Raw genomic sequence first — 26,289 nt, 5'->3', positions numbered from 1 at the left:
CAGGCCTCTCAGTCGCAGTGATTGTTGTTGCGACAGAGGGGGAGCGGCTGCTGCTCGATCCCGGGCCCAAACGCGGATGCTGTCCGCATCGTGCGTGATCGTCTTTTCTTGGACGCGCTCCATGACGCCCGCGCTCAACGTGCGCTCCGCGACGGGGTAACGAGCTTCGAGCGGTACGACTCCAGGTCCTCGGGCAGGATTCGCCAGAGACCGCCGAACTTGTATGCGGTGAGCTTGCCTGAGCGGATGTCCGCCCGGAGGACGAAGCCGGATCGGCCAGAGATGTCCTGGGCCTGAGCTACGGTGAAGGCGCTCAGTAGAGTTTCATGCGTTGGTGTCGTTGAATCGGTGGATCCCACGGAACACTCCTTGTCAGTATGTGTCCCGAAGAGGCCGCCGCGACGGGACTGAGTGTTCCGGCCACGATGGAAGATTAATGATGGCTCCGCCGGTTCGTTCTTCTGTTGTATTCGTTACATTACATACATTACCTAGTACCGTCAAGGTAGGGAACGACTAGAGTGGTCGTCGTGCCGATTACACCCGAGACAGACATCGAAGAACGAGGGTGGAGCATCGACCTCGGCTCTGATAGCTATGTCGTCCATCCGGGGGTGTCCGCCCCCGCCATCGTTCGTGCCTGGGGGCCGTTGGTGAACCTGCCCGGCGTCCAGGCGAGCGACAGTGAGGTTCGGGACGGGTCGGTTCTCGAGGTAGAAGCTCATCTTGACGACGCGGGTGGGAGTTACCGCCTGTACAGGGTGACGGTTATGGCGGCACAGGGAGCTGAGGTCAGCGGAACCCTGTTACGCGCGGTGGCCCCGCTGAGCGTCATGCGCTGGGTGCTTCCGCGAACGTTTCAACTTGATGGCGATGCGCTTTCGGACGCCGTCGTTGCCTTTGTTGCCCCAGAGTTTCGGCAGTACCGGCCACCGCTCGGGGGCGGGAAAGGGAGCAGTGTTGATGTGGCCGATGTGGGAACGGTTTACCGACTTGCGAGCGTTGTCAGGTATCCGCCGGCGAAGGCGGTAGCTGAAACCTTTGGTCTGCATGCGCGGACCGCGACGAACTGGATCGTCCGGGCTCGCGAAGCCAACTTGCTATGAGGGTTGAGGTCGCAGGCGCGCCTAGTCATCAGCGCCAGTCGAACGTCACTCGCTCCGGATTTAAACCGCGCCTGCCTACAGCCTCCGCCGGCACTCGATGCACCCGAGGCACGATCAGTTCGCGGATGACGTGACGTTGACGAACGATGTCGCCCTTATCTGTCCATTCTGCCCACGTATCTCGGACCTGCCGGGATCGGACGAGTTCCACGATGAGAGGGTCAGCGCCTGCAAGTGATTCGAGCCGCTTCTGCGCCGCCTCAATCTTCGGTTCGACAAGGTCCCGCTGTTCAGTGAGCATACGCAGATCCCGACGCCGCTCGGCCTCCACCGCGACTTGTTCGAGCCATTGCTCGTGACCCCGGATCTCGTCGACGATCGACTTCCGCTCGGCGTCCACTTCCTCGTCTTGCCCACCAAGGGTGGCGAGGAAGTCAGGGCGTTCGAGGCGAGCAAGGACTAGCTCGGTAACCAGCAGGTCGAGATGCTCTTCGCGCATCGAGACGTGGAATCCTGGTCGTCCCGGCGTGCCGATGCAGTTGTAGGCGTAGTAGCGAGGCCGGGGGATGACCTTGCCGTCTTCGTCGACCTTCGATGTGCCAGCATTCTGCTTTCCCGCCCGCATCCGGGCGCCGCAGATTCCACAGAGAGCGATCCCGGACAGCAGATGGGTAGCGGTCCAGTTGTTCGACTTGAATCCGCGTGATGTCATCGCAGACTGGAGGCGCTGCCAGTCGTCCGGTTCGATCAGCGCCGGCCAAATGCCGTCGTACGTTGCAGCCTCTCCTTCGCGGGGATTGTGAACTCGCTGCCCCATGTATACAGGCATACTCAACATTTGCTTCACAGCCGGAGCGGTCCACCCCAGAGACTGTCGGTGCTCCGAGCGCGCGCGACGTCGCGGCGGGATCTGACGCTCGTTGAACGTCGCAGCGATGTCATAGTAGGAGCGTCCGGCAAGAACCATCGCCGCCGCTTCCTTGACGACCCAGGCTTGGTCCGGATGCTCGATGATCTTGTCCAGCACTTTGGTTCCGTTGGCGGTCACAGAGTAGACCCGCTGGTAGCCATAGACGTTCTTGCCATGGGGGCGACCGCGCTTCGCCGCCGCGCGCATGTCACGTCGAAGCCGCTCGCTGGTCTTGTCTGACTCGTACTCAGCGTCTGAGGCGTCCTCGCGGAGGCTGCGGCGGTCTCGAGCGTTAGCCGGGTCGTAGACGCGATTGTGTGTCAGGACCCAGATGCCCACGCCGCGTTCGCGGCACAGGTCGATGAGGTCGATCCACTCGCCGGTCCGGCGAGAACCACGGCTCGACTCCCAGATCGCCAGGAGGTCGGCGTCGAAGGTGCTGTCCTCGAGATCCGAGATCAGCTGAGCGAATCCCTCACGTTGCCGTCGCGCGTAACGGCTGGCACTTCGGTTGTCATCGCGGTAAGGGGAGGGGTGGACGTGCCATCCGCGTCTCTCCGCCTCGGCGACGATTTCATCGTGCTGCTGATCAGGACTCTTCCCGGTGCCTGAACGATCGAGCGAGACGCGAAGATACTCACGCACACGTTTGGCTGAGTCGAGAGGCATCGCGTCGAGCTTACCGCTGGGCGCTCGCACGACATGCGCTCGCAGCTCACGGTCGGCGATCAGATCGATCGAGTTCTCCGGCGCTGATCGGCTTCGTTTGTCGTCGCTACGTTTGCATCATGATTCACCGTCCCTCTCCACTGGTCGTGGGTCGCGAACACCCCGCAGGGAAGAGCAGGGCGATCTTGCGGACGTGCCCCGTTACGAAGGTGTTCTCGTCGCCGTTAGCTGCCCGGATATCGAGCAATAGTTCGCGACCGTAGATTTGTTGGGCCAGGCGGGGGAGAGCGCGGTCTGAGCTTCTCCATCAAACCGGGCGTGCATGCCAGAGTCCTCGGTTGACTCGTGCCCTCGTGAAGAGCCGACCTTTGTCCAATCCATGTCCATGCGGTCTGACCCGGTTGTAGCGCGAGCGCCGCACGCTCGAACTGGTTTTGTGCATCATCGTCCACTCGTGCCCGTCGGGCGGTTCCGGGGCCGATCCTCATGCCACGATGAAGCATGGAAAACTCAGAGGGTGAACCCCCCGCATATCTTGAGGGCGCAGCGCCTCAAACAGGCTATGTTGGCGCGAGATGGTGGAGTTTGGATATCCATGCTCACTCGCCGGCATCGTTCGATTACGGTGGGTTGGAGGGCGAGACAACGACCAATCCGCGGCCTTCGTTTGAGACTTGGGTCCGTGCATACATCGATGCTGGCGTCGACGGGATCGTAGTAACTGACCACAACTCGCATGAAGGGATTGACGCGGCGCGAGCCGCGCTCAGAAAACTCCAGGACGCTGATCCCGGTTTGCCGCCACTTGTGATTTTTCCAGGAGTCGAGCTGACTCTCGCTGGAGGGTTTCATGCGCTTGCCGTGTTCGAGCACACGTGTGATGCCTCCATCGTCATCCGGGTGCTCGCGCGGTGCAAGTTCGACGGAACGCCAGGACGAAGCGATGATGTCGCCGACATGACTGTGAACGCGGCCGCTGAAGTGGTTCGCGACTTGGGCGGCATGCTAATCCCGGCCCACATCGACCAGCGCGCTGGCGTCCTCGATATGGATCCCCGCGAACTAGAGACTCTTGCCGCCAGCGGTCATGTCATCGCGGCTGAAGTTGCTGATGACGGCAAGGTGGGCGAGGCAAGCAAACGTGGGTGGGTGCCTCTTCTCGGGTCCGACGCGCATCACCTAACCACGGATGGTGCTCCGGATCCGGCTGCAGCAAAAGCGCCGGGGACTCACCTGACGATGGTTAAAGCTGAGACACTCACTATGGAGGGCCTTCGATTGGCGCTGGCCGAGCCGTCAGAGTCGATCCGTCGTTTTCGACGAGGTGACCACGACCTGAATGATGTGAAGCACGACCATATCAAAGCGATCATGGTGAGGCACAGGGGCGAGCATCGTGAGTTTACGTTCGGCCCATGGATGAACTGCCTGATCGGCGGTCGTGGCGTCGGGAAGTCAACGCTCGTTGAGCTCCTTCGCCTGGCGCATGGTCGGGTAGAAGAGCTGCCAGCCAATCTCGCGGCTGATCTGGCTCGATTTGCGCCAACGACAGATGCGAGCGAGCGATGGTGGAATGACGAGACTGAGATTGAGGTGATCTACGCACGAGGCGGACAGCTGCTGAGGATCAGGTGGGAGGGTGCTTCACCTTCACATTCAAGCCTCGCGCTTTGGGATGGATCGGCGTGGGAGCAGCAATCGGGACGAGTAGTCGATCGTGCGCCTGTGCGAGTCTTCAGCCAGAAACAGATCTATGAAATGGCGACCAAGCCGCAAAGCTTCCTCCAGCTTGTCGACGACATGCCGGAGATTCAAAAAGCCGAGTGGGAGGAGCAATATGAGGAACTCCGGCTCAAGTTCAAGACCGAGCGGAACACGCTCCGACAGCTCCTTGCAGAGTCGGAGAAGGCTGACCGCCTGAAAGGACAGCTCCAGGAGGTGCAAGCGCGACTACGCCACCTCGAAGATCTTCGTGCTAGCCCCGAGTACGCGACGCTGTCTCAGCTCGAGACGAAGACGCGGACTGTCGACTCGGCGGACTTGATGAGCAGCGAGATCGAAGCGATCATCGCTCAGCAGGCCGCCTCGCTTCGCACCCTGCCCATGGACGCCGATGAAAGCACCGAGTATCTGGACTACGTGGCTTCTTACGAGAGCGCGGCCATACTCCTCGATCAAGCCGCGGCAGTTGTCCGCTCCGCTCGTCAGGCTTGGATAGCTACAGGCACAGCGAAGTACTGGACCGAAGAGGCTGCGCGGCTGGGTGCGTGGATGAACGAACAGGGTGGTGTATCCGCTGCGTCCGCCGATCAGACCAGTCACGACCGAAAACTCGAAGCAGAGCTGACGGCCGAACTCAAACAGCTTGAGAACGCGGAGGCTAGGCGCAGCGCGCAAGAAGGGGTGATAGACGAGGTAATGCGGAGTATCCGTGCGAAGCGGGCTGAGCTTTTCACCCGCAGGCGGGACTATACGAAGAGTCTCAACGCTACGCAGGGAACTCGCACGAAGCTGGAGGTCTTCGAACAGGGAAGCGTTGCAGGCCTCGGTGATGAGTTGCGCACGTTGTTGCGGACACCTGATTCGTTCGAAGGAGCGTTCGCTCAGGATGGGATCCCGTTGTTAGTGAGCGATAAGGTGCCGCAAGACTCGCGATTCCCGCAGGACGTTTCGGGCTTCAAGGGCAAGTTGATTCAGCTCGTTGAGGCCGGCATTGAATCGGAGATTGCCAGCGCAGTGAGGATCGATGGTCGGTTTTACTCCAGGCTAGCTACTTCTGACAGCTTCGATCTGGTCACCGACATCATGCTTTGGTTCCCCGACGACCTCATTCGTGTGATGTACCAGGCGAACGGGCAGGCAGACTTCGTGGCCGTCGATCGAGGATCGCCTGGTCAAAAAACTGCAGCCCTTCTGGCTGTGATCCTTCAGATGGGGGACGAGCCCCTCTTGCTCGACCAGCCTGAGGACGACCTTGAGAACAAGCTGATCAGGTACCTCGCTGTGGAAACCCTCAAGAAGATCAAACAGAACCGGCAACTGATCGTGTCCACACATAACGCTAATGTGGTTGTGACCTCCGGAGCCGAGAACATCCTGGTGCTCGAACACGACGCGGCGTTGCCCGCTATCGAAGCTTCTGGAACATTGCAGCACCCCGACGTCAAGGACAGCGTTCGCGAGATCCTCGAAGGCGGAGAGGACGCAATCCGCACGCGCTTCATGCGATTGGTCGGCGTGCCTAGCTAGGTAGCTGATAGCGCTGCTCCTGTGTCGCCCATCATCCTTCGGCGGCACAGGGGTAGCGTCATCCGGTTAGCTACCCACCTCTTTCACAAACCGTATCCGGGGCGAACTGCGCGATCGTCGTCGCTGCGGTCTTCGGGATCGTCGCGTTGTGCGGAGGGGCGCGGGCGTTGCGGGTCGTTTTCGCCGTCGTGGCGCTGGCCGCCTTCGTGGTGCTCGTGACGCCGGAGCCGAGCGTCATCCGGGCCGCCACGATGGCCGCGGCGGGCATGCTGTCGATCCTCGTCGGGCGGCCGAGCGCAGGTGCCGGAATCCTGGCCGTGTGCGTGACCGCCCTCCTCATCGTTGATCCCTGGCTCGCATCGACGCCGGGATTCGCGCTGTCCGCCGTGGCCTCCGGGGCACTCATCCTCCTCGCCCCGGCGCTGGCGGACGGGATCGCGCGCTGGCTGCCCCGCCCGCTCGCCCTCGCGATCGCGGTGCCTCTGGCGGCGCAGCTCGCGTGCGCGCCCGTGATCGCGCTGTTCGCGGAGCAGCAGTCGCTCGTCTCGGTCGTCGCGAACCTCCTCGCCGAGCCGGCCGCGCCGCTCGCGACGGTGATCGGGCTCCTCGCCTGTCTCGCTGCCCCTGTCCCCGTCGTCGCGGATCTGCTCGCCGCGTCTGCCTGGTTGCCGTCGGCGTGGATCGCGACGGTCGCGCGGGTCACCGCCGGACTCCCGGGTGCTCAGGTGCTCCTCCCTGCCGGCCTCGGCAGCGCTGCGGTGGTCACGCTGGTGAGCGTCGCGATCGCCGTCGTGTGCTGCCGCGGAGGGCCGCGCGTCCGGGAAGTCGCGCGAACCGACGTCGTGACGGCGTCGGTTCGCGCGGGACGGGCCTGGACGCCCGGCGCTGTGCTCCCCGCCGCTCGACGCGTGGCGGCCGGCGTTCTCATCGTCGTCGCGTCCGTCGGCGCCTCCCGTGCGTTGATCGACGGTCCGCTCGCCTCGCTCGTGACGCCGCACGGGTGGGCGATCGCTGCGTGCGACGTGGGCCAGGGCGATGCGGTCCTGGTGCGTTCGCAGGACGCCGTGGCCCTCATCGACACGGGACCGGACCCGACGGCGCTCGACGCCTGTCTGCGCTCGCTGAGCATCGACCACATCGACCTCCTCGTGCTCACACATTTCGACGCGGACCACATCGGAGGCGCGACGGCACTCGAAGGCAAAGTGGGCACGGTGCTGCATGGACCACCTGCCGATGCCGCCGATGCGCGTGCGCTCGACGGCCTGGCCCGAGCGGGCGGAGCCCTCCGGCCGGTCGACGCCGGGGACCGGGGCGCGCTGGGCGGAGCGGCATGGCGGGTGCTCTGGCCGTTGCCGCACAGTGCCGCCTTCCCGCCAGGGAACGACGCGAGCGTCGTCACCGAATTCGTCGGGGGAGGAGTGCCCCGAGCGCTCTTCCTGGGTGACCTCTCCGCTGCCCCGCAGCGCGCGTTGCTCCGGAGCACGCCGCTGACGGGATACGACGTGGTGAAGGTCGCCCACCACGGCAGCGCCGACCAGGAACCCGCCCTCTACGACGCTGTGCAGCCGAGGGTCGCGCTCATCACGGTCGGCGCCGACAACGACTACGGGCACCCGCGTCGGGAGACCCTGGATCTCCTGTCGGCTCTCGGGACGCAGGTCTACCGCACCGACCGCGACGGCCGCACCCTGCTCGGCATCGAGGACGATGTCCTCCGCGTCTGGACCGACGTCGCGCCGCCCTGAGCGCCATTCACGAGGCAACGCACCTGGCTCTTGACTTCGAACGGCCCCAGCATGCGCCGGGAGCCGTTCGGTGCCGCGCTCAGTGGGTCACTGCAGCGTAAACGTTGCGCGTCCAATCTCGGTCACGCCGAGGTCGTTAGAGGCGACAAGCTCCACCGGGGTGGTCTCGTCGTCCAGCTCGTAGGCAACAGCGTTGGCGACCGTGCCGCCCTTCTTGATGTCCTGTAGCTGGGAGTCGAGGAACTGCTCGTCCGGGAGCATGCCGATGCCGAGCTCGTTGACGGCGTTCGGGTCGTTGTCTTGGATCGCGGTGAAGGTGCCGATCCACGCGATGGACGGATCGATCGTGTCATCGGAGTTGTTCGTGACTTCGTACCAGAACGCGATGACAGGCTTCTCGCCATACTCGTTGCCTGGTTGGCCGACGGCGATCTTCTTCGTGTCGGTGATCGTGATCGTGTACGCGGGTAGAGTGAGGACGTTGTTGGCAAACGATGCGTCGGTGGTCGTCTCCGACTCGTCCGAGGTGCCATCGCTCGACACTGCAGTGGTCGTCTGCGGCTTCGGCTCAGCCGCAGGTGCTGAGCAGCTGCTGAGCAGGAGTGCCGTGGTCACCAGAGCGAGCACGACGGAATTGTTTTTTGACAGGCGCATCAGCGCGTCCCCCAAGCGTAAGTGAGATTGCTGACGTGACGTCAGCAATCTCACGCTAGTGGTAGACGGACGGGCTGGAGATCGCCAGATGAGCGGGCTGGCGCGATTGTTATCAGCACGTCATCATTTGAGGTGAATCGTCTCCGGCCCAACCTCGGTGAAACACGATTCGGGGTATCGACGCTCGACGATCGCTCGCCCATCGGCTCCGCAACTGCGTTGCGGACGGCTTGATAATAGGAAGGCGCAAGTTCTCGCGTCTGGACCGACGTCGCGCCGCCCTGAGTCGGGTGTCCGACACCGCCGGTAGGCTGGTCCCATGGCAGCTTCCCGTCCTCCCTCCCGTGGCGGCGCGAAGGCCACGAAGATCCCGCAGGTGTCCTGGCGGGAGCCGCATCCCGCGCCGCTGGTGCTCGTCTCGGGCCCGGAGGAGGTCTGCGCCGAGCGCGCGATCGCCGGGGTGCGCGACTACCTCCGTGCCGAGGACCCGGCACTCGAGGTCAGCGACGTCCGCGCCGACGACTACGCTCCCGGCACACTGCTCTCCCTCACCTCACCGTCCCTGTTCGGTGAGCCGCGACTGGTCCGCGTATCCGGCGTGGAGAAGTGCTCCGACGCCTTCCTTCAGGAGGCCATCGGGTACCTGGAGAACCCGCAGGAGGGTGCGACGGTCGTGCTCCGGCACACGGGCGCCAGTGTCCGTGGGAAGAAGCTCCTCGACGCCCTGCGTGCGGGGACCGGTGGCGGGATCGAGATCGCCTGCCCCGCCATCAAGCGCGACGGCGACCGGGTCGACTTCGCGGCGGGGGAGTTCAAGGCGGCCCAGAAGCGCATCGCTCCGGCCGCGCTCCGGGCGCTCGTCTCGGCCTTCGCCGACGACCTCACCGAGCTCGCGGCCGCCTGCCAGCAGCTGATCGGCGACGTCGAGGGCGACATCACGGAAGAGGTCGTCACCAAGTACTACGGCGGCCGGGTCGAGGTGTCGGCGTTCGTCGTCGCCGACACCGCCATCGCCGGTCGCTACGGCGAGGCTCTCGTGGCGCTTCGGCATGCCCTGTCCTCCGGTGCGGACCCGGTGCCGATGGTCGCCGCGTTCGCGATGAAGCTGCGCACGATGGCGCGCGTCGCCGGCAATCGTGAACCCAGCAGGCAGCTCGCCCAGCGCTTCGGGATGAAGGACTGGCAGGTCGACCGCGCGCGTCGCGACCTGGCGGGCTGGAACGAGCGCTCCCTCGGGATGGCGATCCAGGCCACCGCGCGTGCGGACGCCGAGGTCAAGGGTGCGGCGCGTGACCCCATCTTCGCGCTCGAGCGGATGGTGACGGTCATCGCCACCCGCGAGCCGTTCGGGGGATAAGCCCCTGCGCGAAAGCAGAAAGCCCGCCTCACGAGGAGACGGGCTTTCCGGAAGTCAGAAGCTCAGAGAGCGGAGACCTGCTTGGCGATCGCCGACTTGCGGTTCGACGCCTGGTTCTTGTGCAGGACACCCTTGCTGACGGCCTTGTCGAGCTTGACCGAGGCCTTCTTCAGGTTCTTCTCGGCGGCGGCCTTGTCGCCGGCGGCGACGGCCGCGCGGGTCTGGCGGACGAGAGTCTTCAGCTCGCTCTTCACGGCCTTGTTGCGCTCGTGAGCCTTCTCGTTGGTCTTGTTGCGCTTGATCTGCGACTTGATGTTTGCCACGTGTGGACGCTTTCTGTACAGGAGTTATTCGGAGTGCCGGCAGCAGAAGAGGGCTGCTGCACGGCGGTCGTGAGGGAAGAACCCACACGCAAGCCAAGAGTCGAGTCTACCAGTACCGGGTGGGATCGTGCGAAACGACATCGCCCAGGCGAGACGCCGTCGCGCGGAAGGCGGGACCGGGTGCAGAATCATCCACAACGACGACGACGTCAGGAGCCCGATGACCCCCCTCAGCACCGACCCGACCGCGCGTGCGCGGCTACGCTGGTCCGCCGCCACCTCATCCGTCCAGATCGAGGGTTCCCGTCGTGCCGACGGTGCGGGACGGTCGATCTGGGACGACGAGATCGCCAAGCCCGGACGCATCCGGGACGGCTCGACCGCGGAACCGGCGTGCGACAGCTATCGCCGTGTGGAGGATGACGTCGCCCTGGCAGCCGGACTCGGGCTCGATCGCTACCGGTTCTCGATCCCGTGGGCGCGCGTGCAGCCGGACGGTCACGGACCCGGGAACGTCCCAGCGCTGGACCACTACGCCCGCGTCGTCGATGGTCTGCTGGCGGCCGGTGTCACCCCGTTCCCGACCCTCTATCACTGGGAGCTGCCGAGCGCGGTCGAGGCCGACGGTGGCTGGCTGGCCCGCGACACCGCCGAGCGCTTCGGCGAGTACGCCGCCCTCGTCGCCGCCCGTCTCGGTGATCGGGTGTCCTCGTGGTACACGCTGAACGAGCCCGCCATGACGACGCTGCAGGGCTACGCGGTCGGGGCACTCGCGCCGGGGAGACAGCTCCTCTTCGGTGCGCTTCCGACCGTGCACCACCAGCTGCTCGCCCATTCCCGAGCCGCCGAGGCGCTGCATGCCCGAGGCGCGGCGAGCGTCGGTCTCGTCAACAACCACACCTGGGTCCTGCCGCTGCGGGACACCGAGGAGGATCGCACCGCTGCCGCGGTGTACGACCTCCTGCACAACCGGTTGTTCAGCGAGCCTCTGCTGTCCGGGACGACACCGGACCTGGAGGCACTCGGACTCCCGCCGCTGCCCATCCTCGGCGACGACCTCGCCCGCATCGCGGGATCGATCGACTTCTACGGGGTGAACTTCTACAACCCGACGACCGTCACCGCCGGTACTCCGGATGCCGACATCCCGTTCGAGATCGTGCCCACGCCCGGAGTCCCCGTCACCGGGTTCGGACCGGAGTGGCCGATCATGCCGTCCGCCCTGCGCGACCTCCTCATCGATCTGCACCGACGACACCCGGACATGCCACCGATCATCATCGGGGAGAACGGAGCGTCCTTCCCCGAACCCGACGTCGCCGGTGCCGTCGAGGATGCCGACCGGATCGCCTACCTCTCCACGCACATCGACGCGGTGGGCGAGGCCCTCGATGCCGGCGTCCCGGTCGAGGAGTACACGGTCTGGTCCCTGCTCGACAACTGGGAATGGACGGACGGCTACACTCAGCGGTTCGGTCTCGTGCACGTGGACTTCTCGTCGGGGGAGCGCACGCCGAAGGCCTCCTACGGGTGGTACCGCGACCTCGTCGCCGGCGCTCGTGAGGCCAGGGACGCCGCGGCGGCACGGGCATGACCGGTACTCCGGGCCTCATCGCCCGCCGCGCCGGTCTTCGCTGGATGTCGCTGTTCACGCTCGCCTGGCTCGCCATCTGGACCGTCCAGCTCACCCCGGTCCAGCTCCTTCTCCCGCTGCAGCTCGACACTCCGGAGGACGACTGGATCCGCGGCGTCGTCTCCTCCGGGATCGTGCTCGGAGTGGGTGGTCTCGCCGGCGTCGTCGCCGGGCCGCTCGCCGGGGCGCTCTCGGATCGAGCCCGCGCCGGCGCGCACCGGCGGCGGCCATGGGCTCTGGGAGGGGTCGCGCTCACGGCCGTCTGTCTCGTCCTCACCGGGTTCGCCGAGGGCCCATGGGCAGTCGGCGCCGGCTGGGTCGGCGTCTCGATCGGCGTCGCCGTCTCCTCCGCCGCGTTCACCGCGCTCATCGCCGACCAGCTCCCGACGACGCAGCGCGGTGCCGCGTCCGCCGCGGTCGGGTCGAGCCAGGCGGTCGGGATCGTGCTGGGGGTCGGGCTCGTCGTGCTGCTGGGCCTCGACATCGTCGCCGGGTATCTGCTCCTCGCCGGCATCATCGCGGTGGTCGGCGTCGCGGCGGCGCTGCTGCTGCCGGACCCGCCGAGCACGGAGGCGCTGCGTCCTCAGCGCATCGGGCGGCCCCGCCTGGCGTCGCTCCGCGACCGCGACTTCGCCTGGATGCTCTCCGGACGACTCGTCACCAACATCGGCAACGCCCTCGGCACGGCGCTGTTCCTCTTCTTCCTCCTCCACGGCCTCGGACAGGAGAGCACGACCGCACAGGACAACCTCCTCCTGCTGATCGTCGTCTACACGGTCTTCGTGGTGCTCGCCTCCGTGATCACCGGAATCGTCTCCGACCGCACCGGAGAGCGGCGCCGGCTCGCCGTGGGGGCCACGGTCGTGCAGGCGGCGTCGGGTGTGGTGATCGTGGCCGCACCGACCTTCGAGATGACGATGGTGGCCGCCGCGCTCATGGGCGTCGGCTACGGCGCCTTCTCGACGGTGGGCCTCGCGTTCGCCGCCGATCTGCTCCCGGATGAGCAGGATCACGCGCGCGATCTCGGAATCGTGAACGTGACCGCCGCCCTCGGACAGCTCATCGGGCCCGTGCTCGGCGCAGGACTCGTCGCCCTGGCCGGCGGATTCTGGCTCGTCTTCCTGGCGGCGGCCATCCTGTCGCTCGTCGGGGGAGCGCTCACCGCTGCCGCGCGGCCGCGGGTGTCCTCAGCGTGACGCCGCGCGCTCCTGGATCGTCGCGATCGCGAGGGCGAGGACGGCGTTGAACACCCGCGGACGCATGGCGGTGAGCAGGTGCGTGGTCCGCGGCACGACGATGAGCTCCGCCTGCGGGGCCAGGCGCCGGAACAGGGGCTCGTTCAGCCGGAGCTGATCGTACTGGCCGTTCACGAACCAGAGCGGCACCTGGATGCGGGGGACGGCGGCGGCGACATCCAGGGCGGCGAGGCTGCGGAGCGTCTGGTCCTGGATGTCGAGCGCGTATCCTCCGGCGGAGAAGTCGCCGCGGTTGTCCTCGGGGATCGTCGCGGCGAGCATCCGCTGCGTCAGCCACATGCCGCGGTCCGGCAGGGAGTCGACGGCCCGGGCGAACAGCCGATAGGCACGCAGCCCGGGGCCGCGGGGGAGCGACGTGCACGCGGCGGCGACGAGTCCGTCGACAGGGGGAGGCTCGACCCCGCCGGTGTACGCGAGGGAGAGCAGCCCGCCCATCGAGTGGCCGACCAGCAGGATGGGGCCCTTCTCCGCGGCGGCGCGGACGGCCGCGTCGATCGTGTGCAGCGCCTCGTGAAGGGTGAAGTCCTCGTCCATCCGGCTGCCGTGGCCGGGGAGGTCGACGGCGGTGACGGGGTGCCCGTGCGCCTCCAGGTACTCGACCTGCGACCGCCACATGGTGGCGGACGTGCGGATGCCGTGCACGAGGACGGTCTGGACGGTCACGCCTTCAGCATAAGGAAGCGGGGCCGGTGGATGGACCACCGACCCCGCTTCGACACGAGATGTGTCAGAGAGTGTTACTTCTCCCAGCCGACGTTCTCAACCGGCGTGACACCGAACAGGTCGAGACCGACGTAGGGCTCCGGCGTGAGGTTCGCCAGGCCGTTCTTGACCACGTAGATCGAGGGGCCGCTGTACAGCGGGATGAGGCCCCACGTCTGCTCGATGATCTTCGGCTCGAGGTCCATCGCCGCGGTGGTCCAGGACTCCGCGTCCTTCTGGCTCTCGACCTCGTCGGCGATCTGCTTGTCGATCTCCTCCGTGCCGGTCGCCGACAGGTTCAGACCGCTGTCCGAGCAGTAGAGCTGGCAGAACCAGGCCGGGCCGAACGGGTCGGAGTCGGTGAAGCGGAGCGAGACGACGTCCCAGTTCTTCGTGGTGAAGTCGCTGGAGAAGTCGGCGGAGGCGCGGACATCGATCTTGAGGTCGATGCCGATCTCCTTCTGCTGCGCCTGCAGCGACTTCGCGAGGGCCTCGATGGTCGGGTCCTCACCGAAGATCGGGAACGTGACGGAGAGCTTCTCGCCGTCCTTCTCGCGGATGCCGTCCTCGCCCTCGGTCCAGCCGGCGTCGTCGAGGAGCTTCTTGGCGCCCTCGACGTCGTGCTTCAGACCGGCTTCGGCGAACGAGTCCTTGTAGCCGTCCTGGAACGAGTACAGGTTGAGCGAACCGGCGACCGGCTCCTCGTAGCCGAGGCCGTTCCACGCGATCTGCTTCTGCTGGTCGACGTTCACGCCGAGGAAGAACGCCTTGCGCACGTCGATGTCCTCGAACTGCGGCTTGTCGGCGTCGACGAGCAGGACCGTCTTGGCGGTCTGCTGCGCACGGCGGACGACGGTGTCGTCCACTTCCTGGACCTGCTTCAGGCGGTCGTTGGTGTTGGCGCCCACCATGTCGATCTCGCCGTTCTTGAAGGCGTTGATCGAGGCGTCGGGCTCCATGGCCGTGAAGGTGACCGTGTCGAGCAGCGGCGCGTTGCCCCACCACTCGGGGTTCGGCTTGAACGAGACGAAGCCGCCGTTCGCGTCGAACGTGTCGACGGTGTACGGGCCGGCGCCCCACTCGGGGTGCATGTTGCCGATGAAGGCCTCGTTGAACACGGCCGGGTCGGCGATGTCCGGGTGCAGGACGCCACCCGTGAGGAACGCCATGGACGGCCAGGCGTAGATGCCGTCGAACGTCACGACGGCGGTCTTCGCGGTGTCACCCTGCTCGACGGTCTTGATCTGCTTGTAGCCGTCGGTCGCGTTCGGGTTGAAGCCCTCGTCGTAGGACCGGTTGGCCTTCCACGTGGCGTCGATGGACGTCCAGTCCATGTCGGTGCCGTCGTTGAAGTGCGACTCGTCCTTGAACGTGAAGGTGATGGTCGTGTTGCCATCCTCCTCGCCGATCTCGTACGCATCGAGGTAGGCGTCGTTCTTCGTGACCTCGCCCTCCGGCGAGACCAGGAGGATCTGCGGCATGTACCACGACCACAGGCGAGCGGTGTCAGCACTGGCATCGCTGTTGAAGCCGTTCAGCTGCTCCGGGATCTCGTTGATGGGGAAGTTGACCTCGCCACCTTCCTGGAGGTTGCTGCGGTCCTGCGGGTTGTAGTCGGCGGTCTTGGTCTCGACCTTCTCGCCGTTGTCCCCGCCACCGGTGTTCCCGGAACCGCTCGCGCAGCCCGCGAGGGCGAGTGCGAGGGCGCCGCCGATCGCGACCGCCCCCAGCAACTTCTTGTTCTTCATGGTGCTCCTTTCGCCTTTCGGCGTTTCATAAAGGGAAGACTAGTTCGAGCTTTATCCCGGTACACCGCACTGCGGTGAATGCCGCCTAACCGTTATCGGACGGTGACCAGGAACGGGCGCATGGTTTCGGGTCAGACCGTCGCGGGCGTCGTCGACATCGTCTCGGCGTCGAAGACCACCCGCTCGCGGGTGCGCTCGATGTCGGGATCCGGCACGGGGATCGCCGACAGCAGCGCCTTCGTGTACGGGTGCTGCGGGTCGTCGAAGACCTGGTCGACGTCGCCGTGCTCCACGAACTCGCCGAGGTACATCACGGCCACGCGGTCGGCGATGTGACGCACTACCGAGAGGTCGTGCGCGACGAAGAGGTACGAGAGCCCGAGCTTGGTCTTGAGTTCGTCGAGCAGGTTGATGACGCCGGCTTGGATCGAGACGTCGAGCGCGGACACCGGCTCGTCGAGCACGACGATCTTGGGGTTCGTCGACAGGGCCCGGGCGATGCCGATGCGCTGCCGCTGACCGCCCGAGAACGCCTGCGGGAAGCGGTCGCTGTGCGCGGGGTTGAGCCCGACGAGGTCCATGAGCTCGTCCACCCGCCGGTGCGCCTCCTCCTTGGGAGTGCCGATCGCGAAGAGCGGCTCCGAGATGATGTCGGCCACCGTCATGCGCGGGTCGAGGGCTCCCATCGGGTCCTGGAAGACGATCTGGATGTCGCGGCGCAGGGCGCGCTCGACCTTGCGGCTGTGGATGTCGTTGACACTGGTGCCGGCGATGACGATGTCGCCCTCGGTCTGCTTGACCATGTCCATGATCTGCAGCAGCGTCGTCGTCTTGCCCGAGCCCGACTCGCCGACGATGGCCATCGTCTCGCCCTCGCGCACGTCGAAGCTGATGCCCTTGATCGCCTGGACCTCGCCGACCTTGCGCTTCAGGAACGCGCCCTTGACCAACGGGAACGTCTTGCGGAGGTTCTTCACCTCGAGCGTGATCGGCCGCTCCTCGCGCGGCGTCCGTGTGAGGTCGCTCTCCGGGACGGGGCGGACGGGGTAGACGGGCAGGCCACCGAGGAGGCCGCCGTCCTCGATCTCGTGCGCGCGGATGCAGGCCGCCTGATGCAGGTCGCCCGAGCCCGTCGGCACGGGGAGCAGCTCGGGCTCCTTGGCGCGGCAGGCGTCCATGACGATCGGGCAGCGGTCGGCGAACGGGCAGGCGTCCGGGAGGTTGATGAGCAGCGGCGGGTTCCCCTTGATGGGGGTCAGCGGCTCCTTCTCGGCCTTGTCCACGCGCGGGATGGCGCCGAGCAGACCGATCGAGTACGGCATGCGGGTCTTGTGGAACAGCTCGCGCACGGGCGCGTGCTCCACGGGCTTGCCGGCGTACATCACGAGCACGTCGTCGGCGGTGCGGGCGACCACGCCCATGTCGTGCGTGATCATGATCACCGCGGCGCCGGTCTCGTCCTGCGCCTTCTCGATGAGGTCGAGGATCTGCGCCTGGATGGTGACGTCGAGGGCCGTGGTGGGCTCGTCGCAGATGATGAGCTTCGGATCGTTGGCCATCGCGATGGCGATGACGACACGCTGCCGCATGCCTCCGGAGAACTCGTGCGGGAAGGACTTCATCCGCCGCTCGGGCTCGGTGATGCCGACGAGCTTGAGCAGCTCGACGGAGCGGTCCCAGGCGTCCTTCTTGGACAGGCCGCGGTGGACCGTGAGGGCCTCGATGAGCTGATCGCCGACCGTGTAGACCGGCGTGAGCGAGGTCAGCGGGTCCTGGAAGACCATCGACATGCCGTTGCCGCGGATGACCGACAGCTGCTTGTCGCTCATGCCGACGAGTTCCTTCCCGTCATACATGATCGAGCCGGTGACCTTGGCGTTCTCGTCGAGGAGACCCATGATCGCGAGCGAGGTCACGGACTTGCCGGAGCCGGATTCGCCGACGATGCCGAGGGTCTTGCCGGCTTCGAGGTCGAAGGAGACGCCGCGGACGGCGTCGACGCGGCCGGCCTCGGAGGCGAAGCTGACCTTGAGGTCGCGGACGGAGAGGACGTTGGTCATGCGCGGCCTCCAGCAGCCGAGGTGGGATCGAGGGCGTCGCGCAGGCCGTCGGCGATGAGCGCCATCGACACGGTGAGCAGAGTCAGCGCCGCCGCCGGGAAGTAGAACAGCCAGGGCGCCGTGGTCAACGAGCTCGAGCCGGCGCCGATGAGGGCACCGAGCGACACGTCGGGGATCTTGACGCCGAAGCCCAGGAAGGACAGGCCCGTCTCCGTCACCACGGCGTTGACGACGCCGAGGGTGAAGTTGATGACGAGGAGAGAGCCGATGTTGGGCAGGAGGTGGCGGAGCACGATGCGCATGCCGCCGACGCCCATGTACCGGGAGGCACTGACGTACTCGCGCTCGCGGAGCGACAGGGCCATCGTCCAGATGACGCGGGCGGGGAAGTACCACCCGATCACGAAGATCATGATGAGGGCGATGACGCGCCAGTCGCCGCCGGCCTTGTTCGAGATCATCGCGAGGATGAGGAAGCTCGGGATCACCATCATGAAGTGGATGACCAGGAGCGAGATGCGCTCCGTCCAGCCGCCGAAGTAGGCCGCGGCCGTGCCGACGAGCGCGGACACGATCGTGACGCCGACGGAGACGGTGATGGCGATCATGAGCGACCGCTGCAGGCCGACGGCGACCTGGGCGAAGAGGTCGTTTCCGGCGTTGTTCGTGCCGAACCAGTGTTCCGCGGACGGGGGAGTGCTGAGGTTCAGGAAGTCGAGTTCGATGTGGTCGTACCGGGCGATGAAGGGCCCGAGGATGGCGAACAGCACGAGGACGACGAAGATCACGAGGCCGATGAGGGCTCCGCGGTTCCGGGAGAAGCGTCGCCAGTACAGCGTCCACTTCGACAGCCGCTTGGTGGCGACGCGGGTGGTCTCCGGGCCGGCGGTCTCCGGCTCCGGGTGGATGGTCGGGTCGAGCATGTCGGTGCTCATGTCAGCTCACTCTCACGCGCGGGTCGAGGACGACGACGGCGATGTCGGCGAGGATGGCGCCGATCGCCGTGAGGACCGCACCGAAGGCGGCGATCGCGACGGTTCCGTGGATGTCGTTCTTGGTGATGGTCTCGATGAAGTACCGGCCCATGCCGTTCCACGCGAAGATCGTCTCGGTCAGCACCGCTCCGGTGAAGATCGCGGGGATCGTGAAGGCGACCTGCGTGGCGACGGGGATGAGCGACGTCCGAAGTGCGTGCTTCCGGATGGCCTGCTGCTTGGTCAGGCCCTTCGCGCGGGCCGTCCGGACGTAGTCGGCGTTGATGTTGTCCAGGAGGAGCGATCGCTGCAGGAAATGGATGCTGGCGTAGCCGGTGAGCACCAGCGCGATCGTCGGCAGCGTCAGGTGTTGCAACACGTCTATGAGCGTGGGGAAGAAACCCTCGACGCCTTGGCTCGCGTTGCCGGTCACGTAGAAGATGCGGGTGCCGGTGGCGTTGTTCAGGCCGATCGCGAGGAGGACGATCGCGAAGGCCGCGACGACGATCGGGATGTTGAGCGTGATGATGCTCGTGGCCTGGCCGATGCGGTCGGCGAGCTTGTACTGCCGAGACGCGGTGTAGACGCCGAGCGCGATGCCGAGGACCGTCGTGAGGATCGTCGCCCCGAGGACGAGCTCTGCGCTGACCCACATGCGGTAGGCGACCTGCTCGTTGACGGAACCCCCGGTCGGGCTCACGCCCCAGTCCCAGCGGAGGAGGATGCCGGTGAACCAGGTCCACCACCGCTCGATGAGCGGGACGGTGTCGCTCAGGTTGCGGGGAGCGAGGGTGTTCACGATCTGCTCTTCGGTGAGCGGAGGGCGACGACCCACATAGTTGCTGCGCGGATCGAGGAAGCCCCACGCGAGGAAGTAGGTGAGGTTCGTCGCGACCACGATCATGAGCAGCCAGCCGAGGGCACGGCGCGCGAGGTACTTGATCAAGGGGGATTTGTCTTTCTCTTCTCCAGACGCGCTCGGGGTCTGCCGACGCAACGCTGAGCCGGGCGGATGATCGGGTGTCATCCGCCGTTCCGCGCGACGCGACAGCCCTCACGGAGTCTGTGACGGAGTCGTATCGCTTACGGGATCCGGTGTCACGGATTGATCCCGGGCAACTTCGGGAGACTATCACCGATACGCCCGAATGGGGATTATGAGAGCCCTCACCGTACAATCGACGGGACATGTCCCCACGCGCTCTCACCCCTCTTCAGCCTGCCGCGACGCCGGCTGCGCAGATCCGCAATTTCTGCATCATCGCCCACATCGACCACGGCAAGTCGACCCTGGCCGACCGCATGCTCCAGATCACCGGCGTGGTCGCGGAGCGGGACATGCGTGCCCAGTACCTCGACCGCATGGACATCGAGCGTGAGCGCGGCATCACGATCAAGAGCCAGGCGGTGCGGATGCCCTGGGCGCTCGCCCAGGCGCAGGGGGCCGACGAGGTCTTCGCGCTCAACATGATCGACACACCGGGTCACGTGGACTTCACGTATGAGGTGTCCCGGTCGCTGGCCGCGTGCGAGGGCGCCATCCTCCTCGTCGACGCCGCGCAGGGCATCGAGGCCCAGACGCTGGCCAACCTCTACCTCGCGCTGGAGAACGACCTCCACATCATCCCCGTCCTCAACAAGATCGACCTCCCGGCCGCCGATCCCGAGAAGTACGCGAAGGAGCTCGCCTCGCTCATCGGCGGCAAGCCCGAGGACGTGCTGCGGGTCTCGGGGAAGACCGGCATGGGGGTCGAGGATCTGCTCGACCGGATCGTTGAGGAGATCCCGGCTCCGGTCGGGGACGCGGACGCACCGGCGCGCGCCATGATCTTCGATTCCGTGTACGACGCCTACCGCGGTGTCGTCACCTACGTGCGGATGGTCGACGGCAGCCTCTCGCCCCGCGAGCGCATCCAGATGATGTCCACGGGCGCGAACCACGAGGCTCTCGAGGTCGGCGTGTCGAGCCCGGAGCCCACTCCCACCAAGGGTCTCGGCGTCGGCGAGGTGGGCTACCTCATCACCGGCGTGAAGGACGTGCGTCAGTCGAAGGTCGGCGACACAATCACGAACGCCCGCAAGCCCGCGGCGGAAGCTCTTCCCGGCTACACGGACCCCAAGCCGATGGTCTTCTCGGGTATCTACCCGATCGACGGCAGCGACTACGCGGAACTGCGCGAGGCGCTCGACAAGCTGAAGCTCTCCGATGCCTCGCTGCAGTACGAGCCGGAGACCTCTGTGGCTCTCGGGTTCGGATTCCGCTGCGGCTTCCTCGGCCTGCTGCACCTGGAGATCGTGACCGAGCGCCTCGCGCGGGAGTTCGGCCTCGACCTCATCACCACCGCGCCGAGCGTGATCTACGAGGTGCTCACGAGCGACACCGGCGAGACCGTCACCGTCACGAACCCGAGCGAGTACCCCGATGGGCGCATCGGCTCGGTGTCGGAGCCCATGGTCAAGGCAGCCATCCTGTTGCCCAAGGACTACGTCGGCACCGTCATGGAGCTGTGCCAGTCGCGTCGTGGCACGTTGCTCGGCATGGAGTACTTCTCCGAGGAGCGCGTCGAGCTGCGCTACAACATGCCGCTCGGCGAGATCGTGTTCGACTTCTTCGACCAGCTCAAGTCCAAGACGCAGGGCTACGCCTCCCTGGATTACGAGCCCTCGGGGCAGCAGGAGGCCGACCTCGTCAAGGTCGACATCCTGCTCCAGGGCGAGAAGGTCGACGCGTTCAGCTCGATCGTGCACCGTGACAAGGCGTACGCCTACGGCACGATGATGGCGGAGCGGCTGCGCAAGCTCATCCCTCGCCAGCAGTTCGAGGTGCCGATCCAGGCCGCGATCGGTGCCCGCATCATCGCTCGCGAGACGATCCGCGCGATCCGCAAGGACGTGCTCGCGAAGTGCTACGGCGGTGACATCACCCGTAAGCGCAAGCTCCTCGAGAAGCAGAAGGAGGGCAAGAAGCGCATGAAGATGGTGGGCCGCGTCGAGGTCCCCCAGGAGGCGTTCATCGCCGCTCTCTCCGGCGACGTCGAGACCAAGGACAAGAAGTAGCCCACGCCCGATGGGTCGCTGAGCCTGTCGAAGCGCGCCATCCTCAGGGGCTGCCCGCGCTGGGTCGCTGAGCCTCGGTGGGTCGCTGAGTCTCGGTGGGTCGCTGAGCCTCGGTGGGTCGCTGAGCTTGTCGAAGCGCACTGTACGAGGTCGACAACGACGGAAGGTCCTCCCACCGGCCCTCGATCAGCGCCATCTTCTTCCGACGGCTCCACCCCTGGATCTGCTTCTCCCGGAAGAAGGCGGCGTCGACGGTGTCGAAGTGCTCCGCGTACACCAGCGCCGCGGGTCTCCGGTTGCGAGTGAAGTTGGCGGAGAAGGCGTCGTCGTGGTTGTGCTCCCAGACGCGGGCTTCGAGGTCGCCGTTCGTGCTGCCCGTGTAGAAACTGCCGTCTGCGCATTCGAGGATGTAGGTCCATGGCATCGGGCCATCATGGCGGAGGTGCGTGCGGCTTGGCCGGGGCGTGCGGAGATCCCTTCGACAAGCTCAGGGACCCAGCGGTGTGGAGGAGCCTTGGACTGAGTGTTGTGCGCCCTTCGACACGCTCAGGGACCCAGCCCTTCGACACGCTCAGGGATCCAGCCCTTCGACAGGCTCAGGGACCCAGCATCATCCGGGGGATGTGACGGCGTGCGGCGCGGGGGGTGTTCGCTCAGGGAACCCGAAGTAGGCTGGAACTCATGCGGCGCGGGACTTTCCGAGACGACACGGTGGACTATGCGGCCGTGGGTGCGACCCACGCCCCGGATCTGATGCAGTACCCGCCGGAGCGCAGCATCCCGGCGGAGGAATCCTGGCGCATCGGCAGCGGTGAGGAGCGTTTCCAGACGGCCGGCGAAGCCCTGCTCTCGTGGACGGCGCAGCGCGCCGCCGGGCTCTCCGTGGAAGACGTCCGTCCTGCTCCGGGTCCGGCGTACGCGGGCGTGAGCTTCGACGCCGAAGGGAACCCGATCGCGCCGAGCAAGCGCGACGTGGAGCCGCGGTACGACGCGGAGGGGATGCCCTTCGTGGGCGCGGGAATGACGCTCCACCTGCGCGGCCGTGTCGGTGGCATGCGCGCCGATTCGGAGCTGCGCGTGATCTCCGTCACCGAGGAGACCCGCCGGATCGGCTTCGTGCTGGGCACGGTGGGCGGATCCGTGGTCCGCGGCGAGGAGTCGTTCGATGTGGACTGGCGTGAGGACAACGACGAGGTGTGGTTCACCGTCCGCGCCTTCGACGCCCCGAACACGCTGCTCTATCGCCTCGTCCCCGCCCTCATGAAGCGCCGCCGTCGCGACCTCTTCGCGCGCTACCTCCGCGCGATCTCCCCGCTCTACGCGACCCCGGTGTGATGGCGGGACCGCTTCCGCTCGGGGATCCCGCGCCGCCGGACGGGCGACTCCCTGCCGACCTCCCGATCTCCGCGGAGACGCCGTTCTCCGCCTACCTCCACATCCCGTTCTGCCGGGTGCGCTGCGGCTACTGCGACTTCAACACGTACACGTCCAGCGAGCTCCGCGGGGCGAAGCAGGAGGACTACGCGTCCACCCTCATCGGCGAGATCGCCCTCGCCCGCACCGTGCTGGAGGACGCCGGAGCGCTGCGGCCGATGGACACGGTGTTCTTCGGTGGCGGCACACCCACGCTGCTGCCGGCAGGCGATCTGGCGCGGATGCTGGGAGCGGCCACCGCGGCGTTCGGGCTCGCTCCGGGTGCCGAGGTGACGGTCGAGGCCAATCCCGACACGGTGACGCCGGAGGTCGCGCGCATCCTCGCAGAGGCGGGGGTCACGAGACTCTCCGTCGGCATGCAGTCGGCCGTCCCGCACGTGCTCGCCGCGCTCGATCGGACGCATCGGCCCGAGAACGTGCGCACCGCGGTCGCCGCCGCGAAGGACGCGGGCCTCGCCGTCAGCGTCGACCTCATCTACGGCGCGCCGGGGGAATCGCTCGCGGATTGGGAAGCATCCCTGGACACCGCGCTCGCCCTGGAGTCCGACCACATCTCCGCGTACGCGCTCATCATCGAAGACGGCACGAAGCTCGCGCGGCAGATCCGTCGTGGCGAGGTGCCGACACCGGACGACGACCTGCAGGCGGACATGTACGAGATGGCGGACGAGCGCCTCGCCGCCGCCGGGTTCGAGTGGTACGAGGTCAGCAACTGGGCCCGCAGCGAAGGGCAGCGGTCGCGGCACAACCTCGCATACTGGCGGGGGAGCGACTGGTGGGGCTTCGGCCCCGGGGCGCACAGCCACGTGGCCGGGCTCCGGTGGTGGAACGTCAAGCACCCGGCGGCCTACGCACAGCGGCTGGCCGCCTCATCCTCGCCGGCGGCAGGTCGCGAACGTCCCGACCAGGAGGCGCAGACGCTCGAGCGCATCCTCCTCCTCAGCCGCATCCGCGAAGGGATCGCGGTGACGGACGTCCCGGAGCGGAACAGGGACCGCGTCGCCGGGCTCATCGCCGACGGCCTGATCGATGCGCCGGCGGCGATCCGCGGTCGCGTGCAGCTCACGCTGCGCGGTCGCCTCCTCGCCGACGCGGTGGTGCGTGAGCTGACGGACTGAGCGACGCCGCCCGGGCCGTCCCGCCTTCGGAGAACTCCCGATCGCAGGAGGTAGGATTGGCACTCAGGGCGGCAGAGTGCCAGCACCCGGTCGGCGGGAAGGGGAACCCATGGTCACAGAGCGAGGGCTGCAGGTTCTCCGCGCGATCGTGCAGGACTACGTCGAGACGCACGAGCCCGTGGGCAGCCGTTCCATCGTCGACCGCCATTCCTTCGGCGTCTCGGCCGCGACGATCCGCAACGACATGGCGCAGCTGGAGGACGAAGAGCTGATCACGGCTCCGCACACGTCGTCCGGGCGCGTCCCCACGGACAAGGGCTACCGGGTGTTCGTGAATCACCTCGCCCAGCTCCGACCGCTCTCCACCGCGCAGCGCTCGGCCATCGAGTCGTTCCTCGCCGATCCGGCCGACCTCGACGATCTGATGGTCCGTACTGTCCGCGTGCTCACGCAACTCACCGGACAGGTCGCGCTGGCCCAGTACCCGTCGTTCGCGCGGGCCCACGTGACGCACGTCGAACTCGTGACGCTCGCTCCCAACCGGCTCCTCACGGTCCTGGTCACGGACGCCGGCGGGGTATCACAGCGGATCACCGCGCTGCCGGACACGATCGACGAAGCGGACCTCGCGGTGCTGCGCGCTCGACTGTCCGCCCTCATCACCGGGCAGGCGATCGCGGCGGCTTCCGACCGCCTGCAGGCACTCCTCGCCACGGAGGAGGCCCCCCAGGACCGCGTTCTCCGCGCCGTCGCCGGAGTCGTGATCGACGAGCTCGGCGGCTTCCGGCAGGAGCGGCTCGTGATGGCGGGCGCGGCGACCCTGGCGCGACGGGAACAGGACTTCCGCGGCAGCATCCATCCCCTCCTCGAGGCCATCGAGGAGCAGGTCACGCTGCTGCGGCTGATGAGCGAGATGGTGCCGGACGAGCACGGCCTCGCGGCGAGCATCGGCACCGAGAACGCCTCCTTCGGGCTCGGCGAGGCGTCGATCGTGGCCAGCAACTACGCGGCACCCTCGGGGACCGCGCGGGTCGGTGTCATGGGACCGACCCGGATGGACTATCCGAGCAACCTCGCAGCGGCACGGGCGGTCGCCCGCTACCTGTCGCGGATGCTCGACGACGACGAGGCCGGCCGCTGAGGCGGCCCCACGGAAAACACGCGCAGAAAGGCGATTGTGGCGGACCACTACGAGGTTCTCGGGGTGTCCCGGGACGCTTCCACCGACGAGATCAAGAAGGCGTATCGGCGCCTGGCACGGCAGCTCCACCCGGACGTGAACCCGGGCGAGGAGGCCGCAGAGAAGTTCAAGCTGGTCACGCACGCCTACGACGTGCTCAGCGACGAGGAGTCGCGCCGCCGCTACGACATGGGCGGCGGTGACGGCGCGAACAACTTCGGCGGCTTCGGCGGCTTCGGCGACATCTTCGAGACGTTCTTCGGCGCGTCCCAGGGCGGCGGGCGCGGCGCTCGTCCCCGGTCACGACGGGAGCGCGGGCAGGATGCCCTCGTCCGGGTCACACTCGACCTGGGAGACGTGGTCTTCGGTGCGCACCGCGACATCGAGGTGGACACGGCTGTGCTCTGCGAGACCTGTCAGGGCTCGTGCTGCCAGGAGGGCACGTCACCCGTCACCTGCGACATCTGCGGTGGCACCGGCCACGTGCAGCGTCAGGTGCGCAGCCTGCTCGGCAACGTCGTCACCTCTCAGCCCTGCGGCACCTGCGAGGGCTACGGCACGACCATCCCGTACCCCTGCGGCACCTGCGGCGGTCAGGGACGCGTCCGGTCGCGCCGCACGGTGTCCCTCGACATCCCGGCGGGCGTCGAGACCGGCCTGCGGCTGCAGCTCCCGGGTTCCGGCGAGGTCGGACGCGCCGGTGGCCCGAACGGCGACCTGTACGTCGAGGTGACGGTCAACCCGCACCCCGCGTTCAGCCGGGACGGCGACGACCTGCTCGCCACGCTCGAGGTGTCCATGACCGACGCCATCCTGGGCACCGAGACCTCGATCGAGGGGCTCGACGGGGAGGTCGACCTGGAGATCCGCGCGGGCGTGCAGTCCGGCGACGTGCTGACCATCAAGGGACGGGGCATCACGCCGCTGCGCGGCACCCAGCGTGGCGATCTCCGCGTCGGTGTGCAGGTGGTCACCCCCACCAAGCTCGACTCCGCGCAGCGCAAGCTCATCGAGGACTTCGCGAAGAAGAACAAGGCGCCGGGCCCGCAGCTCGCGCAGTTCCAGCAGGGCCTGTTCTCCAAGCTGCGCGACCGGTTCCGTACTCACTGAT

The 26,289-nt window shown here is 66.8% G+C and carries 21 protein-coding genes and 1 pseudogene; 12 read left to right on the top strand and 10 right to left on the bottom strand.

Translation table 11 applies throughout. The features are described 5' to 3' along the window. Positions 1-134 precede the first annotated feature (134 nt). Positions 135-359 (bottom strand): helix-turn-helix domain-containing protein, encoded by a 225-nt coding sequence (locus tag AB0310_RS05955; protein WP_366236767.1) that lies wholly within the window; start codon positions 357-359, stop codon positions 135-137. A 171-nt stretch (positions 360-530) separates the two neighbouring features. On the opposite strand from AB0310_RS05955, the gene AB0310_RS05950 reads away from it, so the two are divergent. Then, positions 531-1,106 carry a hypothetical protein gene (locus AB0310_RS05950; RefSeq protein ID WP_366236766.1) on the top strand — a complete coding sequence of 192 codons (576 nt, stop codon included), beginning with the start codon at positions 531-533 and terminating at the stop codon, positions 1,104-1,106. Between the two features lie 28 nt (positions 1,107-1,134). Here the strand turns inward: AB0310_RS05950 and AB0310_RS05945 are convergent, their stop codons facing one another. Next, complete coding sequence (locus AB0310_RS05945; protein WP_366236765.1) at positions 1,135-2,685, bottom strand: recombinase family protein; 1,551 nt, start codon at positions 2,683-2,685, stop codon at positions 1,135-1,137. A 501-nt stretch (positions 2,686-3,186) separates the two neighbouring features. On the opposite strand from AB0310_RS05945, the gene AB0310_RS05940 reads away from it, so the two are divergent. From AB0310_RS05940 to AB0310_RS05930, 3 genes and pseudogenes are all read left to right on the top strand, one after another. Continuing rightward, entirely contained in the window at positions 3,187-5,934 is a 2,748-nt protein-coding gene (locus AB0310_RS05940; RefSeq protein WP_366236764.1) for a TrlF family AAA-like ATPase, read from the top strand. Between the two features lie 104 nt (positions 5,935-6,038). Next, a pseudogene (locus tag AB0310_RS05935) lies at positions 6,039-6,716 on the top strand (ComEC/Rec2 family competence protein); the annotation flags it as partial. After that, the gene (locus AB0310_RS05930) at positions 6,693-7,682 is read left to right on the top strand and encodes a ComEC/Rec2 family competence protein (protein WP_366236925.1); all 990 of its coding nucleotides are present in this window, start codon (positions 6,693-6,695) and stop codon (positions 7,680-7,682) included. The pseudogene AB0310_RS05935 and the gene AB0310_RS05930, both read left to right, overlap by 24 nt. A gap of 87 nt (positions 7,683-7,769) precedes the next feature. Here the strand turns inward: AB0310_RS05930 and AB0310_RS05925 are convergent, their stop codons facing one another. Then, the gene (locus AB0310_RS05925; protein ID WP_259952196.1) at positions 7,770-8,309 is read right to left on the bottom strand and encodes a DUF5067 domain-containing protein; all 540 of its coding nucleotides are present in this window, start codon (positions 8,307-8,309) and stop codon (positions 7,770-7,772) included. A gap of 346 nt (positions 8,310-8,655) precedes the next feature. Between AB0310_RS05925 and holA the strand changes: the two genes are divergently transcribed. Next, positions 8,656-9,693, top strand: a complete 1,038-nt coding sequence (holA, locus tag AB0310_RS05920; protein ID WP_366236763.1) for a DNA polymerase III subunit delta — start codon at positions 8,656-8,658, stop codon at positions 9,691-9,693. A gap of 62 nt (positions 9,694-9,755) precedes the next feature. On the opposite strand, the gene rpsT is transcribed toward holA, so the two are convergent. Next, complete coding sequence (rpsT, locus tag AB0310_RS05915) at positions 9,756-10,016, bottom strand: 30S ribosomal protein S20 (RefSeq protein WP_187661676.1); 261 nt, start codon at positions 10,014-10,016, stop codon at positions 9,756-9,758. A gap of 220 nt (positions 10,017-10,236) precedes the next feature. Here rpsT and AB0310_RS05910 point away from each other — a divergent pair, with 220 nt between their 5' ends. Continuing rightward, positions 10,237-11,610 carry a glycoside hydrolase family 1 protein gene (locus tag AB0310_RS05910; protein WP_366236762.1) on the top strand — a complete coding sequence of 458 codons (1,374 nt, stop codon included), beginning with the start codon at positions 10,237-10,239 and terminating at the stop codon, positions 11,608-11,610. Then, positions 11,607-12,845, top strand: a complete 1,239-nt coding sequence (locus AB0310_RS05905; RefSeq protein ID WP_363588858.1) for an MFS transporter — start codon at positions 11,607-11,609, stop codon at positions 12,843-12,845. Before AB0310_RS05910 ends, AB0310_RS05905 begins: the two co-directional genes overlap by 4 nt. Here AB0310_RS05905 and AB0310_RS05900 read toward each other — a convergent pair. The 5 genes from AB0310_RS05900 to AB0310_RS05880 all read right to left on the bottom strand — a co-directional run bounded on the left by AB0310_RS05900 (position 12,837) and on the right by AB0310_RS05880 (position 19,335). Further along, positions 12,837-13,568 carry an alpha/beta fold hydrolase gene (locus tag AB0310_RS05900; protein ID WP_366236761.1) on the bottom strand — a complete coding sequence of 244 codons (732 nt, stop codon included), beginning with the start codon at positions 13,566-13,568 and terminating at the stop codon, positions 12,837-12,839. The genes AB0310_RS05905 and AB0310_RS05900 overlap by 9 nt on opposite strands. A 74-nt stretch (positions 13,569-13,642) precedes the next feature. Next, positions 13,643-15,355 carry an ABC transporter family substrate-binding protein gene (locus AB0310_RS05895; RefSeq protein WP_366236760.1) on the bottom strand — a complete coding sequence of 571 codons (1,713 nt, stop codon included), beginning with the start codon at positions 15,353-15,355 and terminating at the stop codon, positions 13,643-13,645. Positions 15,356-15,486: 131 nt separating this feature from the next. Then, on the bottom strand, positions 15,487-17,415 hold the full coding sequence (locus AB0310_RS05890; RefSeq protein ID WP_366236759.1) for an ABC transporter ATP-binding protein: 1,929 nt from the start codon (positions 17,413-17,415) through the stop codon (positions 15,487-15,489). Then, complete coding sequence (locus tag AB0310_RS05885) at positions 17,412-18,350, bottom strand: ABC transporter permease (protein WP_062766635.1); 939 nt, start codon at positions 18,348-18,350, stop codon at positions 17,412-17,414. Before AB0310_RS05885 ends, AB0310_RS05890 begins: the two co-directional genes overlap by 4 nt. Position 18,351: 1 nt before the next feature. Next, positions 18,352-19,335, bottom strand: coding sequence for an ABC transporter permease (locus AB0310_RS05880; RefSeq protein WP_101845332.1), 984 nt, complete (start codon positions 19,333-19,335; stop codon positions 18,352-18,354). 242 nt (positions 19,336-19,577) lie between these two features. Between AB0310_RS05880 and lepA the strand changes: the two genes are divergently transcribed. Next, on the top strand, positions 19,578-21,446 hold the full coding sequence (gene lepA, locus AB0310_RS05875; RefSeq protein ID WP_259952209.1) for a translation elongation factor 4: 1,869 nt from the start codon (positions 19,578-19,580) through the stop codon (positions 21,444-21,446). Between the two features lie 43 nt (positions 21,447-21,489). On the opposite strand, the gene AB0310_RS05870 is transcribed toward lepA, so the two are convergent. Beyond that, positions 21,490-21,870 (bottom strand): GIY-YIG nuclease family protein, encoded by a 381-nt coding sequence (locus AB0310_RS05870; protein WP_280564281.1) that lies wholly within the window; start codon positions 21,868-21,870, stop codon positions 21,490-21,492. Between the two features lie 257 nt (positions 21,871-22,127). Here AB0310_RS05870 and AB0310_RS05865 point away from each other — a divergent pair, with 257 nt between their 5' ends. The 4 genes from AB0310_RS05865 (at position 22,128) to dnaJ (ending at position 26,288) form a co-directional block, all read left to right on the top strand. Further along, positions 22,128-22,781, top strand: coding sequence for a DUF1990 domain-containing protein (locus AB0310_RS05865; protein WP_366236758.1), 654 nt, complete (start codon positions 22,128-22,130; stop codon positions 22,779-22,781). Beyond that, positions 22,781-23,998, top strand: a complete 1,218-nt coding sequence (gene hemW / locus AB0310_RS05860; protein WP_366236757.1) for a radical SAM family heme chaperone HemW — start codon at positions 22,781-22,783, stop codon at positions 23,996-23,998. The genes AB0310_RS05865 and hemW overlap by 1 nt, the downstream gene beginning before the upstream one ends. Before the next feature lie 109 nt (positions 23,999-24,107). Continuing rightward, positions 24,108-25,139: a heat-inducible transcriptional repressor HrcA gene (hrcA, locus tag AB0310_RS05855; protein WP_259952211.1), complete on the top strand. Its 1,032-nt coding sequence runs from the start codon at positions 24,108-24,110 to the stop codon at positions 25,137-25,139. Between the two features lie 36 nt (positions 25,140-25,175). Then, positions 25,176-26,288 (top strand): molecular chaperone DnaJ, encoded by a 1,113-nt coding sequence (dnaJ, locus tag AB0310_RS05850; protein WP_060922189.1) that lies wholly within the window; start codon positions 25,176-25,178, stop codon positions 26,286-26,288. Position 26,289 lies beyond the last annotated feature (1 nt).

It is taken from the genome of Microbacterium meiriae (genome assembly GCF_040702565.1).
GTDB lineage: Bacteria > Actinomycetota > Actinomycetes > Actinomycetales > Microbacteriaceae > Microbacterium > Microbacterium meiriae.
This window is presented reverse-complemented; position numbering and strand designations above follow the sequence as displayed.